Below are 16,239 nucleotides of genomic sequence, written 5' to 3'. Positions count from 1 at the left end.
GCTATTAACTTGCAGTTAAAAAATTAATCTATGAAAAAACAAATCTTATTCGTTCTTCTGTCATTAATTACCGCATCTTCCTATTCTCAAAATATAAAAAAGACATCCGGCAACCCCGTGTTTCCGGGCTGGTACGCAGATCCTGAGGGCATTATATTTAACAACCCGAAGGGCGGAAAAGACTACTGGATCTATCCTACTTATTCTGCCCCTTACAAGGACCAGGTTTTCTTCGATGCTTTTTCATCAAAAGATCTTGTGACATGGAACAAACACGAGAAGGTTTTAGATACTTTACACGTAAAATGGGCTAAAAAAGCGATTTGGGCGCCTTCCATAATTGAAAAGGATAAAAAATATTTCATGTTCTTCGGAGCCAACGATATCCAGAGCGATCAGGAATCTGGCGGAATCGGCGTTGCCGTTGCTGATAGACCCGAAGGGCCTTTCAAGGATTATCTTGGAAAACCATTGATCGACAAATTTCACAATGGCGCACAGCCCATCGACCAGTTCGTCTTTAAAGATAAAGATGGCCAGTATTACCTTTACTATGGTGGCTGGAAACACTGTAATGTGGCAAAACTTAAAAGTGATTTCACCGGATTTATTCCTTTCGAAGACGGGAAAATCTTCCGGGAGATTACCCCGGCCAGTTACGTTGAGGGGCCATTTATGTTTATCCGTAACGGAAAATATTATTTTATGTGGTCAGAAGGCGGCTGGACTGGCCCGAATTATTCGGTAGCTTATGCCATTTCAGACTCTCCTTTCGGACCTTTTGAAAGAATTGGAAAAATTCTTCAGCAAGACCCAAAAGTCGCAACCGGCGCAGGGCATCATTCCGTCATTCAGGTTCCGGAAAAAGATCAGTGGTATATTGTTTACCACCGCCGTCCATTGACCGAAACCGATGGTAACCATCGTATGACTTGTGTGGATTTAATGACCTTTGACGAAACAGGGTTTATCAACCCTGTGAAAATTACAAATGAAGGTGTTAAGCCTTATGTTCTGAAATAATTGTCAGTTTAACAGAGGGATTAATCATAATTTCTCTGTTAAATTAACTGCAAAAAGCTTGTCCTTATCCATAATTATCCGATATTTAGTTGCCCGACGGATTCAAAAAAACTTCCGGTTGTACCCATACTGAAATTCAGAATCATGTTTTGGCTTTATGAATATCAGGGTTTCCCAATTCAGGAAAATTAAATAGATGATCTCATCTGTCCGAAAACTTTTCAACTTATCACAGATCATCCTTATTCATCTTTTCAGAAATATTGAGCAAGCCAAACGTCATGGAATAATTTTTGCTATTACAAAAAACAATATACAGACAGCGAGACTGCAACCACTTAACGCCGTAATGTAGGTAATCAACCTTTGCAATAACTTTTGATGAGCGCGAAACAAAAAGAACATGTTTTTACTAAAAATTTAGATCATGCCCTGCTGTCAGTATACAATGGCTACAAATTTTTTATCCGGTTTTTCGTAGAGGCCTTTCGGGGGCGTATGGAATTTCAGGAATTAGTCAAACAATGTTACGCAATAGGCTATAAATCATTGTTACTGATAGGCCTTACCGGTTTTATTACCGGGATGGTTTTCACGAAACAATCCAGACCTTCGCTTGCTGAGTTTGGGGCTACCTCATGGTTGCCTTCGCTGGTGTCTATCGCCATCGTCCGGGCACTGGCCGCACTGGTAACGGCATTGATCAGCGCGGGGAAGGTAGGTTCGAGTATCGGCGCTGAATTGGGTTCCATGCGGGTAACCGAGCAGATCGACGCCATGGAAGTTTCGGCAATTAATCCCTTTAAATTTCTGGTCGTCACCAGGGTCCTGGCCTCAACGATCACCATACCGCTTTTAATGTTCTATTGTACGCTGGTAGGCCTTACAGGGGCATTTTTGAATATTTATGTGAATGAGGGCACGAGTGCAACGACATTTATAGAAAAAGCTTTTGAGCAGATTACCTTTCTGGACCTGGGAACTTCCGTCGTAAAAGCGATTGCCTATGGCTTCACGATCGGGATTGTAGGATGCTATCAGGGCTACAATGCAACGAAAGGAACGGAAGGAGTTGGAAAAGCAGCCAACAGTTCCGTTGTCATATCGATGTTTTTGATTTTTATCGAGGAGGTAATCATTGTTCAGATATCAAATTATTTCCGCGGTTAATTAGTTATGAAAAACGATACAGCACAAGAGGATCCGATCATTTCAATCAGAGATGTATATAAGTCATTTGGCGATTTGCACGTACTGAATGGCGTGGACCTTGATGTATACCGGGGCGAAAACGTAGTGGTTTTAGGCCGCTCCGGTACCGGAAAATCCGTATTAATTAAGATAATCATCGGGCTTCTCCAACAGGATAAAGGCTCGGTCAATGTGCTGGGCCAGGAAGTTTCCGGGTTATGGGGCCCGGCGCTTAATGCATTGAGACGAAAAATTGGGTTTTCATTCCAAAACAGCGCGTTGTACGACAGTATGACCGTCCGTGAAAACCTCGAATTCCCGCTCGTGAGAAACGTGGAAAACCTTACCCGCGCAGAAATTAACGAACAGGTTGAGTCAGTATTGGAATCGGTTGGATTGTCTCAAACCATCAATCAAGTTCCGTCCCAGCTTTCGGGAGGGCAACGCAAACGTATTGGTATTGCCCGCACACTTATTCTGAAGCCAGAAATCATGCTGTATGATGAACCCACTGCCGGCCTTGATCCGATAACCTGTATTGAGATCAATGAGCTTATCAATGAGGTCAAAGAAAAATACCAAACCACAGCCATCATCATTACCCACGATCTAACCTGCGCTAGAGAAACAGGCGACCGGATAGCCATGCTTCTGGACGGCCAGTTCCTGAAAACCGGGACATTCGATGAAGTTTTTGCCTCGGATGAAGAAAGAGTTAAGAGTTTTTACGATTATAATTTTATTCAATAATAATGGAAACAAGCAATAGAAAACGCTCCGTCATAGTTGGTCTTTTCGTAGTTATAGGATTGGTGATCTTACTTGTTGGAGTCCTTACGATTGGAAGCATGAAAAAGGTTTTTTCATCCAATATAACCGTAAAAACTATTTTTGAAGATGTTAATGGTCTCAAAGCCGGAAATAACATCTGGTATTCCGGGGTTAAGATCGGAACGGTAAAATCGCTCCGCTTTTTACCCAATTCGCAGGTGGAGGTTATGCTGAACATCGAGGAAAAATCTAAGGAATTTATCCGGAAAAACGCGCTTGCAAAAGTAAGCACGGACGGACTGATCGGAAATAAGATCATTGTTATTGCTGGTGGAACACAAAAAGTACCTTCGATTGAAGATGGTGATGAACTAGCCGTTGCCAAGGTCGAAAGTACTGAAGAAATGCTAAACGTATTGTCAGAAAATAACAAAAACCTGCTCTCGATAACCGACGCTTTTAAAAAAATAAGCAAGAATATCCTGGAAGGAAGAGGGACCGTAGGGATGCTTTTAAATGACGACAGGTTATACCGTGATGTGGATGAAACACTGGCCGGTTTGAAGAAGGCCGCCACGAACGCACAAACCCTTACGGCTTCGTTGTCTGCTTACAGCACTAAATTAAATCAGAAAGGCGGGCTCGCTAACGACCTTGCCACTGACACGCTCATTATGCATGACGTACGGGCGACGATGTTCCGGTTAAATGAGACCGTGGCTTCCGCCAACGCTATGGTAAATAACCTAAAAACCGTCAGTGCGGACATCAATTCTAATTCAAAAAGCCCGATCGGTGTACTTCTTCACGATGAAGCGACCGCTGCAAATCTGAAAACGACGATACAAAACCTGGAAACCAGTACATCTAAGCTGGATGAAAATATGCTTGCTTTACGTCAAAATTTCCTTTTCAGGAGGTATTTCAAGAAAAAAGCTAAGAGTGAAGCTAAGGAAGAGGAGGTAAAAAAGGAGGATAATAAAGAAAGTGGTGTTAAACCGTGAGAATTTGTTTTTGAAAACGGTTGTATTTCAGCACAATTCCAATCTGGCACGAATAATTTTAACATTATTTAAGGAATTCTACAAATAAATATCATAACTACTTATAAATTTACCTAGTTCTAAGTAGTCCGAATAATTATTTCCGGTATTGGAAAAAGTCAGGATATTAGTCATTATAATTCATTAGTTTTAAATTATTTAACACCATCCAAATCCCTAAAGAATATACCTTAATGGCTCTACCACTTAACTCAGCGCTTGATGTCAATTATCTCACCCAAATTTATGGTGACGATGCGTCAATTGTGCAAATCATATTCGAAGCCTTTTTGTCCGATTCACTGCCACGTTGGAAAACGCTTAAAACACTGATCGAAAAAGAAGACATTGCCGAAGCTGCCAGTGTGGTTCATGGCATTAAACCGTCTTTCACAATGGCCGGGCTGACTGCCATCCGTGTAAAAGTAGAAGAACTTGAACGTGATATCCACAACGAAAAAGATACCCAGGATTTGATCGCACATTATCTTAGGATCAATAAAGATGTAGAAAATATTGTACCAATTCTTGAAAAAGAAGCCATAAACCTGGCTAAGCTGGTTCAGCAATAATTACTACCTGAATATAAAAAAACGCCTCAGATTACATTAACGTAAATCCGAGGCGTTTTTTTTTGGTCCATTAAGTCGTTTTCCGTCTGGCCTTTTCCCAGGCTGCACTCTGGCTTCCCTGATAATAACGCCAGATACCGGCAATGACCGCATAATTCATGACACAGAAATAATAGGGAATAAACAAAGCCTTAACTTTAATCCTTCGCTTCTCCAGCATCCAGCCCGCAAAAGCCGCGCCGTAAAAGAATAACTGTCCCGCCATCATCAGCCCATAGATTATTTCCTGCGTCTGAAAACAAATCAGGATGTTTAGGATAAAGACAAGGATCATCAAAAAAGGTGTCACTGTCCATCGCAACACGCGGTGGCTGATGTATTGAAACCACAACAGTGGAAAATTGAAAGGCAAAAACAATTTATTCAAACGCAGAATGGATTGAATCCCCCCCGCAGCAATACGTACCTTTCTTTTTAGTTCCTCCGTGATATTGTCAGATGAAAGCTCGGAGGCATACGCATCCGGCTCATAGATCACGCGGTACCCCTGCTGCGCAATAAGCATTGAAATCATAAAATCGTCCAAAATGGTATCGGGCTCTACTTCCTGATACAATGAACGCCTGACGCTGAACAATTCGCCGGCAGCGCCTACGACAGAATACAGTTCCGAGTCCCACTTCTTTAATGTCGATTCGTATTTCCAATAGAATCCTTCACCCGCCGTTGCATCGGAAACAGCATCCTGCATAACCCGTTTTTCACCGGACACTGCCCCGACTTCCGGGTCAGCGTAATGCCGCGCGATAAGAAGCAGCGCATCTTGATTCAAAAAAGTATTGGCGTCCGTAAAGACAACCACCTCACTGTTAACTTCATGCATGGCTCTATGGATCGCATGAATTTTACCATTTCTGGCAGCCGAATGCATGAGCTTTATTTGCGGATACCGTGCAATAAGATCAGGCGTTTTATCGCTGGATCCGTCTGTGATAAAGAGCAGATGCAACTTATCGGCAGGATAGTTCAAACCCAACGTATTCTGAACTTTTTCAATAATGAGGTCTTCTTCATTGTACGCAGCCACCACAAGTGTCAGCGTCGGAAAATCCTGGTTCAGATCGGGTAAAATCCTTTTCCCTTTGCGTACTCGTCTGATCTTCACCAGAAAATAAAGAAGAATTCCGTAACCCAGAAAAGTATAAAAAACAATGAACAAGCTAAGCCAGAAAAGAATCTGCATATATTAAAATTTTATGGGATAGCCCAAATTATTACTATTCGTTGTATTGGTAAAATGCCAGGTAACAGCCCTTAAAAAAACCGGTATAAAATGATATTCCTTATGGATCAGATAGCTCAGCAGATTTCTTGGGACGACCAATAACAGAAAATAGATACAAAAAATAGCAAAGGTGGTTAACGATGTATTTCTCCTGATAAACAATATCCGGTTCCTATTCATAAAAAACTCTTTCAAAGCACTTTTTTTTCCTACTGAAACAGATTCCTTATGGTATATCAAAGCTTGCAGATTCACATGAATTTCATAACCAGCCTTCCTGATCCGTTCGCACCAGTCAAGTTCTTCATAGTATAAAAAGTAATTTTCGGCCATAAGACCTGCTTTTTGAACTGCCATTGCGGACAGCATCATAGCCGCCCCGTGGGCATATCCTGTCGGACCACTTAGGGAGTCGTATTGCCCTTTATCTTCCTCAAATTGTCCAATGCAGGCGTTCCTGGCTGTGTAGTAATTCATCGGGGTGTATCCCGCATATTGCAGCATGCCCGGCCGGTCGAAATAGTGGATCTTGGGAGAAATTATGCCGATTTTCGGATTGGTTTCGAGGGTTTTAACAAGCTTTTCAATCAGGTCAGCGGTGACTTCTGTATCGTTGTTGATCAGAAAAAAATAGTCTCCCCTCGCCTGTCTTATCCCGATATTATTTCCTCCGGCAAACCCTGTATTTAGCTCTGATCTGATAAAAATCACATCCGGGTACTTCACTTTCCATTCGGGGACAGGGTTTATTTTACTCCCGTTATCGACAACAATAATTTCAAAATCAGGATAAGTATTGATCTCAGTCAATGATTTAAGCAAATCTTCTGTAACTTTTTGTTGATTGAAATTAACTGTAACGATAGAAACTTTTTTCATCCGGTAGAAAATAACGACTGAATTTATAGGTTAAAATGAAGAATAAATTCCGTTGATTTGTAGAAGTATTTCAAAATTAATAATAAAAACCTAGCTTTAAACAAAATTCATAAGGCATACTGACGATTTTACTACAAATCGCCTGCAAAGCTTTGTAGCTATTGACACAATTTCCTAAAATTGACCGGGTGAAACTACCACGTTTACAAGACATAAAAAGAATTTCTGCGAGCAAGCCGGACAGCCCCATCCCCGGCGAGACTGAAAACTCACTGCTAGACGCAAAAGTAAGGGAATTGATCGATGTTATAGAAAAGTCCAGCGTCAGTAACAAAATTGCAAAAAATTATCAGCAGCAAATAGCCACCGCATTTCAGAACTCCCGGTTTTCGGCAAAACAACTTAGCCCTTACGACGCACTCGACCAGAACAATAGTTTGTCCCGTGAAGAATTATTAGAAGGACTTGAAAAACTGCTTTCGGAAACAAAGATTGACAGTAATATCAGCAAAAACTACCTTAGGAAAAATGCGGTCCAAAAGATTATCCTGTTTATTCTGGCGTTCTTGCTGATTGTCGTCGGCTTTGCCATGATTATCATGCCAGCACCTCCGAGCTTCGAAATATTTACTGTTTTCTATTTTAATGCCAATGATGGGGTTACGATCATGGATCTGGTCTCCCTGCTCATTATTTTTTGTGGAGTTCTGCTCTTTGTGTTAAATTTCAACAAAAAATGATGACGTTTCCAGACCCTCCCGCCAAAGTAAAAAAAATACTGTTCGTTGAAGATAACCTGGTCTTTCGCAAAGTGATGGAGGCATCTCTAAAAAAGGCAGGTTATGTTTGCACCCTGTGCGGCTCTGCGACGGAGGCTTTATCGTTACTGCAAACAGAGATGCCGGATCTCATTTTATCTGATTATGAAATGCCTGAGATAAACGGTTTTGATTTCCGTCAAACCGTTCTCCTTAATCCTGATATCCGCGACATCCCTTTCGTATTCCTGACTTCTTTCACCGACAATTCCCTGGTTCTGGAAGGGCTGAATATGAATGCACTGGACTACATCAATAAGGAAACACCAATACCCGTTATTATTTCCAAGCTGAATAACATTATTAAATCGCTTGAAAATGAACATATCCGGTCAATCCGGGAGTTAAGGATAGCAGCAGAAACCCTCAACGTAAAATCAATTCCAACGACAAACCCGGTGGTTTCCGGTTTCAAAATCGATTTTTGGCACAAAGGTTATCTGGGATACCCCGGAGGCGATTTTATCGATTTTATTCGGGTCGACGACCGCTATTGTTTTGCGTTACTGGGTGACATTATGGGCAAAAAATGGAAGGCCTGGTTTTTTACCTTCGGTTTTCTAAGCTACATCCGGGCGGCCATTCGGTTCTGTGCCCTGGATGACGACTTTGCCCTGGATAACATCGTACAAAAAATAAATAAACTGGTTTTTCTAGATGAAAGCCTGCAAAATATTTTATCCAGTCTCTCGCTGCTGCTTTTGGATAGTCAAACCGGACATGTCCATTACACTGGTGCGGGGGATTTGCCTTTGATCCTGTATAAAAAAAAGGGCCAAAAAACGGACATGATCAAGTCGTCCGGGTTGTTGCTCGGACTCCTTGAAGACGGTTTATACGACAACCAGATCGTGTCCATGCAACCGGGCGATAAGCTCGTAATTTTTACCGATGGCATGATCGATATCCCTTCAAATGGCACAAAGAAAAGCGACTATCCGTTTTTTGTTGAAAAGATCAGTCCATACTTTGGGAACGAAGCCAGCTTTGAACAGATCAAATCGCATGTGCTGAACAAGATCAACGACAGCAACCAGATGGATGACGCGAGTATAATTTTTATCGAGAAACAATAACCCATTCACATAACCCGCATGATACTTCAGGTTAATAAGATTCAGGACATCACACAGGCAACAATTTTGCAGCAAGAGGCAAGCCTGGCCAACGCAGACAAGTTTAAGGAAGAAATGGTTTCCCTGATTGCAGAAGGGACGAAACTGATCATCGTCAATTTTGAAAATGTAAATTATATAGACAGCTCGTTTTTAGGTAGCCTGGTTGTGGCCTTGAAATTTGCTATGCCCCGAAAAACCGATATTTATCTGGTTGCATTAAAACCCGATGTCAGAAATCTGTTAACGCTGATCCGCATGGATAAGGTTTTCAAAATCTATACAAATTTTGATCAGGCAATGGACACATTAAATAAATGAATCGTCACAGGTACCAAAAGTCATTTCAATTCTCAAATAAGACGGCAGATGTTGCTTCTGTTTTAAGTAACTGCATGGAGCACATACAGGCGTCTGAAGAACTACGGGAGGTATCTCAGGACATTAAGTCCAGGGTTAAGTGGGCGCTTACCGAACTCCTCATTAATGGGGCGAAACACGCGGGCGCAGCACAAACCCTGTTGCATTTCAAACTGGCAGAAAATACGCTTGTGATTGAAAAGGAGGACCTGGGCAATCCTCTTTTGCTTACAGTGAACGGCAATCAGCAATTATCCTGGCCCGTTGCTGAACCTTGTCTAAATCAACATTTTGATATTTATAGAAACGGAATGGATTCACTCCGGATCTACACCGAGAGCCGTAACAGCGCCTTTTTTCTGGTTGAAGAGATCGAAGATCTGGAAATGCCGGAGCTTCTGACCAATACAAGTGACCATTTTGGCCTACTGATCATTGCCAAGGCATCTGACCATTTCAGTTATTGCTTTGATCAGCCTACAGGCAGAAACACTTTCCGAATCACCTTTAATCTGCTGTGACAGCGCATTATTGTTATTAAGCGGAAAATCAATTTAAGGTCCGGCAACGAAAATACCCCAGTCTTTTCAAGCATTACTTCGCCGACAACTTGTACCAATAAGTCCTAAGCAAGGTTATGATCTGACTATACCCGGTTGTCAGAATACTGAATATATTAAATGGCTGGAACCGGTTTAGCCCCCAATAACCCACCCCTACGCCGATCAGCGTGGGAATGAGTCCCGCAAAGGCTACGCCGTAAAGGCTGTTGGTTAAGAAAATGCCAAAAAACGACGAGCCAGCACTAGCCACCAGCATAACCAGCACCTTGATAAAATTAATTTTAGGCTGATGGATAACGTCCAATGTCAGGGCAAAAAATCTGTCCATGGGATACAGCAATGCGAATGTCATAAAAATGCGCATGATATTAGCCGCTTCTGAATCCATATACTTGCTCCCGCCGATGATCGCGATTGCAACATCGGCAAGCGCAACGGCCCCCAAACATACCGGCATCAGCGCAACGGTGATAAGCCCGGCGTAACGCTTCATCGTATCGATCACCCAGGCCTTATTCCCGGCATTGTAGGCAGCCGACAACTCCGGCATTCCTGTGGCAACAAAACTTCTCAATGGAATTTCAATAACTTCCATCAACCGCTGTCCCAGGTTAAAAACCGCCAACGCAGCGGGCCCGAGCATGAAATTGATGATCATCATGTTGGAAGTACTGAATAAATTAGCACTTAGGCTGGTACCAGCACTGTACTTTCCAAAGTGAACCATCTCGCGGATACAAGCAAATGTCCTGTATTGAAAGGACGAAACACGTGCCCAACCCATGAATATGCTCAATAAACTCGTTAAAAATGCGCAGCCAAGATATGCGTAGATGATATTTTGCAGGGTCGCGGTTTTGGTCAGCGCCATGAAAATGACGAAAAATATAAAAATACCCTGGCTTGAAAAACGGATGTACAATAGATGATCAAAACGTTGTTCTGCCTGGACTACGCAGGAAGCAATGAAATATGGCAATGACGAGACGTAGATTATCCCGGACCATTCAACAAACAAGACAATCGAAGGATTCTTTATATATGAAATGAAGAAGTAGGCGAGAATATTGATTAAAACCATAACCGTCGTGATTGCGCCGCCGATAAACCAGGCCGAGCCCACAACTTCCCGAGCCCGCTCAGGCGTTGCACCAGCATAAAATTTAATGAAGGCCGTTGTCAAAAATCCGGATCTGAACGTGTCTACCAAAAGCAAAATGGAAAGAAAAAAGACCCACACACCAATGCTCGCAACCGGAAGCGCCCGGTAAAGGATAATCATATTGAGCATGCCTAATACCGACATGATGCCGTTGCCCGCCAAAGAAAGAAAATGCTTGTTTTGTAACTTTTGTAAAAGCTGTAATGCCATTTAACGATGAGTCAGTTAATTGCGTCTGCGTTTGAGGAGCTCCGCAAATACGCTATTTTTCAATAATATATTGTTTGCATCAACAAATTACTTCTACAAAGTAAAAAAAGAGTAATTTGCTATAACGATTTTATAAATAGTCGAAAAAATACTTTATTTATAAATTATTTGCTCAACGTATGACAAAAAGTATTGACAGTTCTACAAACTTTCACAAAAGTACACTTCCCTTTCTTGTCATTTTTCTTTTTTCAGGAGTTTTTCTTCGTTTTTTGCGCTACTTTAATAATTGTTCGCTGTGGAAAGATGAAGTATTTCTGGCTTCCTGTCTAATGAGAATAAATTTCACGAAACTGTCCACCCCACCCATTGATTATCAACAAAAGGCAGCTATCTGGCAAGTAAAACCAGTACGGACATAAAATGATATCTGTTTGTCTTTACCTGGCCCAAAGTCTGTCAAAGTTTTAAAATAATGGGTCTCAGCACAATAATTGAAATAAAGATATGAGCTTATTTGGTTTGCCAAAATGGATTTTACCACATCTTTTTAAGAACAAAAAATTCCAGGACCTGACGGATGCTGAAATCGGTCATCTCAGAACGGCCATTGGTCATTTTAAGACTGAACATCCGGATATCTCAGTTGTCATTCCGGCATGGAACGAAGAGAACAATATTTATCGTACCCTTTCCTCGCTGTCGGCCAGCCATACAAAATACAAGGTTGAAATCGTCGTGATCAATAACAACTCGACGGACGGTACGCAAAACGTTCTTGACACACTTGGCGTCCGCAATTATTTACAGACGGTGCAAGGCACTCCTTTTGCCCGGCAAATGGGACTTGAACTCGCCCGAGGCAAATACCACCTTTGCGCCGATTCCGACACTTTTTACCCGCCAGACTGGATTGACCTCATGGTGGCTCCCATGGTAAAAGATTCCGGAATCACCGGCGTTTATGGAAACTATGCATTTATCCCTCCCGGCGATCAGGGAAGATTTGGACTTTGGTTATATGAAAAATTCGCCGGTGTGATGATCCAAATTCGAAAAAAGAACCGGGAATATCTCAATGTCTATGGTTTCAACATGGGTTTCGTTACGGAAATTGGCCGCAATACCGGAGGTTTCAAAGTAAGCGGGTCCAGGATATATGCCAATATCGTAGGAAGCGATTATGAAAATGAAGCGGAAGACGGACGCATGGCGTTAAACCTCAAAACAGCCGGTAAACTCAAAATGGTTCGTGATTCAAAAGCCACTGTCTTTACTTCGCCACGCAGGTTGCTTGACGACGGAAGTATTTTTAATGCTTTTTTAAATCGGGCAAAAAGGCAAGTAAAAGGAATGCGCGACTATTTATCTATGTTTTAAGCCACTATGAAGCACATATTTCCCGACACGACGCTACGCGCTACAACCGCGGCCAGTCTCTGAAACAACTGCTAAAATCTTTTGCCGGCTTGAAAATATCGTCGTTTCAGACGATGGAAGCAAGACTGTGCATGAGACATCTGTACCGTCATCTAAAATTCAACCTCGATTATCGGAAATAACTCAGATCCGTTGCGGCTTAGCTCCCGCGATGGCTTTGTAAATTTCCCCGACGCTGTTTTCCCAGGTGTGTGCGCTTGCAAAAACCCTGCGGGCTATACATTTTTCAGGTGAATTTTCGGCCAGTGCCCGTTCTATTAACTGAACGTACTCTTCTTTGCTATCCCCCAGATAAACATGTTCCGCAAAAACACGCATGGCATCTGTTTTCGTTGCAACGATCGGTTTTCCAACGGCAAGATATTCATCAATTTTCCGGGGATAATTTCCAATCGTCACCTCATTGAGAAGCTGTGGATTAAGACAAACGTCGAAGGAATTGATGTAAGCCGGGAGCTCATCGAAACGCTTTGAACCCGTAAAAACAACGTTATTTAAATGATGCAGACCACTTTGTCTAAACTCATCGTCCTCAGGCCCGACCAGAACAAGGCTCCATTCGGGCCGGGAAACTGCTATATGCCGTAACAGCTCCAAATCTAATCTAAGACTCTGTAAAGCACCCACATACCCAATGATGGGTTTCCGTATCGGCCGGATATCTGCGGGCTTCCCGGCATGAATACCATCCATAAATATGTCAAGATCACAGCCCTGCCCTACATAATAAGATCGTTCGTTGTATTTTTTACAATAATCCGCCAGGTAGGTAGAATTGGCCACACAAACATCACTTTTTGCGATCAATTGCGGCTCAAGCGCCCGACCATGTTTTTTCCAGTAATCGACTGCGAGCATATAATCGCGCGAATAGTAGACCGATAACCTGGGGCTTAGGTAGTCTTTCAGATAAAAACTCCGGAAAATGTCATTGTCATTGAAATGTATATAATCCCTGAATCCCAGTTGCTGCGCCGCCTGCATAATGCTTTTGACGAAAATCCTGTTATTTCTCTTATTAAACAGATCAAAAACAAAGTCAGAATTGATCCAGTTGATGGATTCTATCATTTTATCAGGATAAAGAACCCAAAGATTTTCATTGATCACTTCCAGACCATTCAGCTGCTTTCTGACAACTTTCCTTCTTTTTGCAATTTTGGGATCATTACCATTTTTCCACAAACTGATCCTGTCCAGCGGAGAATTGACATATAACACCCGATGAATTTTACTAAATTCCAGTGCTATATTCTTGCAATTGCTCCCAATTTCGACATCCCAGGCCTGTTGTCCGGTAATAATAATATCCATAATTTTCTTTTATATAATGTGAGTAATTAACAATTGGACGGTTTAAACCCGATCCTTTCGATCCAGTGCATCCATGATTTCAGGATGTTTCAACCGATCAAACTTTCTTGCAAACAACGCCTCGGTGGCAAACAATTCCGACTCGCTTTGTTCCGTTAATGTTTCCGGACTTGCCTTTCCTTTCGTCCAGACGATATACCGCAAATTGTTGTTAACCATCTTATCCTTCCATTTCGAATTGAATAAAATCGTCTGGAATAAAATCTCATCCGGCGCCCAGGTCAGTTTGAAAAACTGTTCCACTTCCGGATGATCTTTCAAATAATCCAAAATATACCTGCCCGCCTCCGTTGGAATACTAAACCATTGTGATCTCCCGACTGCCACCAGATTGTCCGGCATTTTCCGCGCGGGCGTCAGCCGGTTAAGCCATTTCTGCACAAAATATTTCCCCGGAAACGAATAATGTGTCAGGTGATATTCCGTCAGCCTCGGAATTGCTTCTTTCCATTCATTCACAACAGAGTAATACTCCATAAAAACCTGTTCTTTGTTCCTGGCAAAAAACGTATGGATTTCTTTGGTACTTTTCAATGGATAATCGGCACCGCTTAACAAATTGAAATAATCTATTTTCAAACCCGAATCAAGAATTTCCTTAAAGCCGTTTAGGGTTGCCTGCACCATACTATACGCTCCCCATTGCACATTTACGCGGTTTTTCACCAAATACACCTGATGCTTTTCAGACAGAAATGCAAAGGGATCAATGGCTGTTTTATTATCTATATGGATAAAAAAATAGGCGTCCTCATGTTGCAAACGATCAATAAGCCTGCCCAGTTGGTGCGGATCCGAATGAGCCAATATCAAATGGGCAATTTTCATAATTCCTCTTTACGATATTTAATGTTTCCGATTATTCTAAATTATCTGTTCTCGTGTGCGGACCTCATTTCCATATCATCAATCCTTTTGGTTATGTTGATCAAAGCCACGGCCAGATAGAAACAAATACTGGAAGGAAATTGTACGAGTGCTTCCTGAGGATAATTGCCAATATTATAGGCAAAAACAATCATCAGCACCGCCAGGCAATAGGTCTTCAATTCAGGATTTCTAATCGTGTAATAGTTATTGATCCCTTCACGCATGATAAAAAACATCAGGCAGCAGAATATCAGCAAACCCACCCAGCCCAGCTCCACAGCCACGCGTACATAACCGCTGTCAGGAGGGAATTTGGCCAGATAAGAATGTGGCGCAAAACGCTCTCCCCAGGTACCAGTCGCCCCCAATCCTCCTCCGATGGGGTGCGCGAGAATATAAGGCTGTATCCGTTTTTGATTTTGTGCACGCAGGTTGAACGAATCGTCATTGGAGGGCTGAAACGCCGTTTGGAAACGAACAATGTTGGGATTACTGGAAGGGGCAATAATCAGGAAAAGGATGAAAACACCGGCGATACCTGTAAAGATTAAAACCTTCGGGCTAAATCTCAGAATGAGAAATAACACCATCGTCGCGGGTAGTAACACGTACGCGCCACGGGTTCCCGAAAATAACATGGATGAAAAAAACAGGGCGATCAGTCCGAAAAGCACGACTTTTTTCCAAATCTGTTTTACATAAGTCAATAACGCGATGCATATAATGCTGCTTACCACCATGTTATAGGAAAAAGCAACAGGGTCAGACAATATCGAAAATTTACGCCAGCGACCATTGATAAACAACAAGTTAGCAATATTCGGATCCGAGTGCAGCCAGCTGTCTTCGGCATCAGAGAAACCCAGGTATTCCTGTTTGTACCCGTAAAGTGCCGCGATAACCGCAAGGCCAAGCCATAATAGCAAGATTCCCCGGATGGCGGCAACCGTTTTTATATGGTACATAAAAACAAAATACATCAGCATGACAACGGCCACAGAGCGGATCGTATACACCCAGGCCAGACGCGATTCTGCGGTCGGATTGAGCACTTGCAAAACATTGAAGCCAATCCAGATCAGGATCATCACGCTGATAGGTCCGTTAAAAACTTTCCAGTCCGGCTTTGTCTTCTGGTGTATGAAGAAGCCGAGTATAAGTAAAAACTGAATTCCGTCCATGACCGTGCCTAATGGAAAATTAAGCCCCAGCCGCATGATTGCAAAAAGCAGATAGGCCATGATCATCAGAACGAAGATCCCGAACATCGGGAAGGCAATAATGCCGTACAACACAGCCGGAACGATTAGAGCGCCCAGAATAAGCACGCCGGCAATCATGCCATGATTGACGATCAGCCAGCCAAAAGTCAACGAGATTAAAAGCAAAACAGCGATTCCAACCGGGTTATTGAGTTTTTCAACCCAAAACCACTGCTTCAACCTACCCCAAAAAGTGTTCCGGGCATTCTTGTCTTTTACAAAAATCTGAATGTCCTTCCCCACTTAAAAGAATAGAATTTTAAAGAAAAAAATAAAAACACTTACAAAAGCCAGCAACGAT

General features: G+C 42.3%; 16 protein-coding genes. 10 read left to right on the top strand and 6 right to left on the bottom strand.

Annotated elements, in window-relative coordinates:
* The first annotated feature begins 30 nt into the window (after positions 1-30).
* The 5 genes from RB622_RS16125 to RB622_RS16105 all read left to right on the top strand — a co-directional run bounded on the left by RB622_RS16125 (position 31) and on the right by RB622_RS16105 (position 4,600).
* A complete protein-coding gene (locus RB622_RS16125) occupies positions 31-1,023 on the top strand; it encodes a glycoside hydrolase family 43 protein (RefSeq protein ID WP_308047604.1) in 993 nt (330 codons plus the stop codon).
* Between the two features lie 381 nt (positions 1,024-1,404).
* Positions 1,405-2,193: an ABC transporter permease gene (locus RB622_RS16120; protein WP_308047603.1), complete on the top strand. Its 789-nt coding sequence runs from the start codon at positions 1,405-1,407 to the stop codon at positions 2,191-2,193.
* Positions 2,194-2,199: 6 nt separating this feature from the next.
* The gene (locus RB622_RS16115) at positions 2,200-2,964 is read left to right on the top strand and encodes an ATP-binding cassette domain-containing protein (RefSeq protein WP_308047602.1); all 765 of its coding nucleotides are present in this window, start codon (positions 2,200-2,202) and stop codon (positions 2,962-2,964) included.
* Positions 2,965-3,062: 98 nt separating this feature from the next.
* On the top strand, positions 3,063-3,989 hold the full coding sequence (locus RB622_RS16110; protein WP_308047601.1) for an MlaD family protein: 927 nt from the start codon (positions 3,063-3,065) through the stop codon (positions 3,987-3,989).
* Positions 3,990-4,222: 233 nt separating this feature from the next.
* The gene (locus RB622_RS16105) at positions 4,223-4,600 is read left to right on the top strand and encodes an Hpt domain-containing protein (protein WP_308047600.1); all 378 of its coding nucleotides are present in this window, start codon (positions 4,223-4,225) and stop codon (positions 4,598-4,600) included.
* A 70-nt stretch (positions 4,601-4,670) separates the two neighbouring features.
* Here RB622_RS16105 and RB622_RS16100 read toward each other — a convergent pair whose 3' ends face one another.
* Positions 4,671-5,843 (bottom strand): glycosyltransferase family 2 protein, encoded by a 1,173-nt coding sequence (locus RB622_RS16100; RefSeq protein WP_308047599.1) that lies wholly within the window; start codon positions 5,841-5,843, stop codon positions 4,671-4,673.
* A gap of 3 nt (positions 5,844-5,846) precedes the next feature.
* On the bottom strand, positions 5,847-6,764 hold the full coding sequence (locus tag RB622_RS16095; RefSeq protein WP_308047598.1) for a glycosyltransferase family 2 protein: 918 nt from the start codon (positions 6,762-6,764) through the stop codon (positions 5,847-5,849).
* 188 nt (positions 6,765-6,952) lie between these two features.
* Between RB622_RS16095 and RB622_RS16090 the strand changes: the two genes are divergently transcribed.
* The 4 genes from RB622_RS16090 to RB622_RS16075 all read left to right on the top strand — a co-directional run bounded on the left by RB622_RS16090 (position 6,953) and on the right by RB622_RS16075 (position 9,578).
* Entirely contained in the window at positions 6,953-7,504 is a 552-nt protein-coding gene (locus tag RB622_RS16090) for a hypothetical protein (RefSeq protein WP_308047597.1), read from the top strand.
* Positions 7,501-8,658 (top strand): response regulator, encoded by a 1,158-nt coding sequence (locus RB622_RS16085; RefSeq protein WP_308047595.1) that lies wholly within the window; start codon positions 7,501-7,503, stop codon positions 8,656-8,658. The genes RB622_RS16090 and RB622_RS16085 overlap by 4 nt, the downstream gene beginning before the upstream one ends.
* Before the next feature lie 18 nt (positions 8,659-8,676).
* On the top strand, positions 8,677-9,018 hold the full coding sequence (locus RB622_RS16080; protein ID WP_308047594.1) for an STAS domain-containing protein: 342 nt from the start codon (positions 8,677-8,679) through the stop codon (positions 9,016-9,018).
* 74 nt (positions 9,019-9,092) lie between these two features.
* Positions 9,093-9,578, top strand: a complete 486-nt coding sequence (locus tag RB622_RS16075; protein ID WP_308047593.1) for an anti-sigma regulatory factor — start codon at positions 9,093-9,095, stop codon at positions 9,576-9,578.
* A 73-nt stretch (positions 9,579-9,651) separates the two neighbouring features.
* On the opposite strand, the gene RB622_RS16070 is transcribed toward RB622_RS16075, so the two are convergent.
* The gene (locus tag RB622_RS16070) at positions 9,652-10,992 is read right to left on the bottom strand and encodes an oligosaccharide flippase family protein (RefSeq protein ID WP_308047592.1); all 1,341 of its coding nucleotides are present in this window, start codon (positions 10,990-10,992) and stop codon (positions 9,652-9,654) included.
* Between the two features lie 507 nt (positions 10,993-11,499).
* On the opposite strand from RB622_RS16070, the gene RB622_RS16065 reads away from it, so the two are divergent.
* Positions 11,500-12,372 (top strand): glycosyltransferase family 2 protein, encoded by an 873-nt coding sequence (locus RB622_RS16065; protein ID WP_308047591.1) that lies wholly within the window; start codon positions 11,500-11,502, stop codon positions 12,370-12,372.
* Between the two features lie 183 nt (positions 12,373-12,555).
* On the opposite strand, the gene RB622_RS16060 is transcribed toward RB622_RS16065, so the two are convergent.
* The 3 genes from RB622_RS16060 to RB622_RS16050 are packed head-to-tail and all read right to left on the bottom strand — an operon-like array spanning position 12,556 to position 16,181.
* Complete coding sequence (locus RB622_RS16060) at positions 12,556-13,746, bottom strand: glycosyltransferase (RefSeq protein ID WP_308047590.1); 1,191 nt, start codon at positions 13,744-13,746, stop codon at positions 12,556-12,558.
* Between the two features lie 42 nt (positions 13,747-13,788).
* A complete protein-coding gene (locus RB622_RS16055) occupies positions 13,789-14,634 on the bottom strand; it encodes a beta-1,6-N-acetylglucosaminyltransferase (protein ID WP_308047589.1) in 846 nt (281 codons plus the stop codon).
* Between the two features lie 41 nt (positions 14,635-14,675).
* Entirely contained in the window at positions 14,676-16,181 is a 1,506-nt protein-coding gene (locus RB622_RS16050) for an O-antigen ligase family protein (protein WP_308047588.1), read from the bottom strand.
* Between the last annotated feature and the right edge of the window lie 58 nt (positions 16,182-16,239).

Source organism: Dyadobacter sp. LHD-138 (assembly GCF_030929615.1).
In the GTDB taxonomy this organism is placed as follows: Bacteria; Bacteroidota; Bacteroidia; order Cytophagales; family Spirosomataceae; genus Dyadobacter.
The sequence above is the reverse complement of the archived record's forward strand: the minus strand, read 5'-3'. Positions and strand labels throughout refer to the sequence as shown.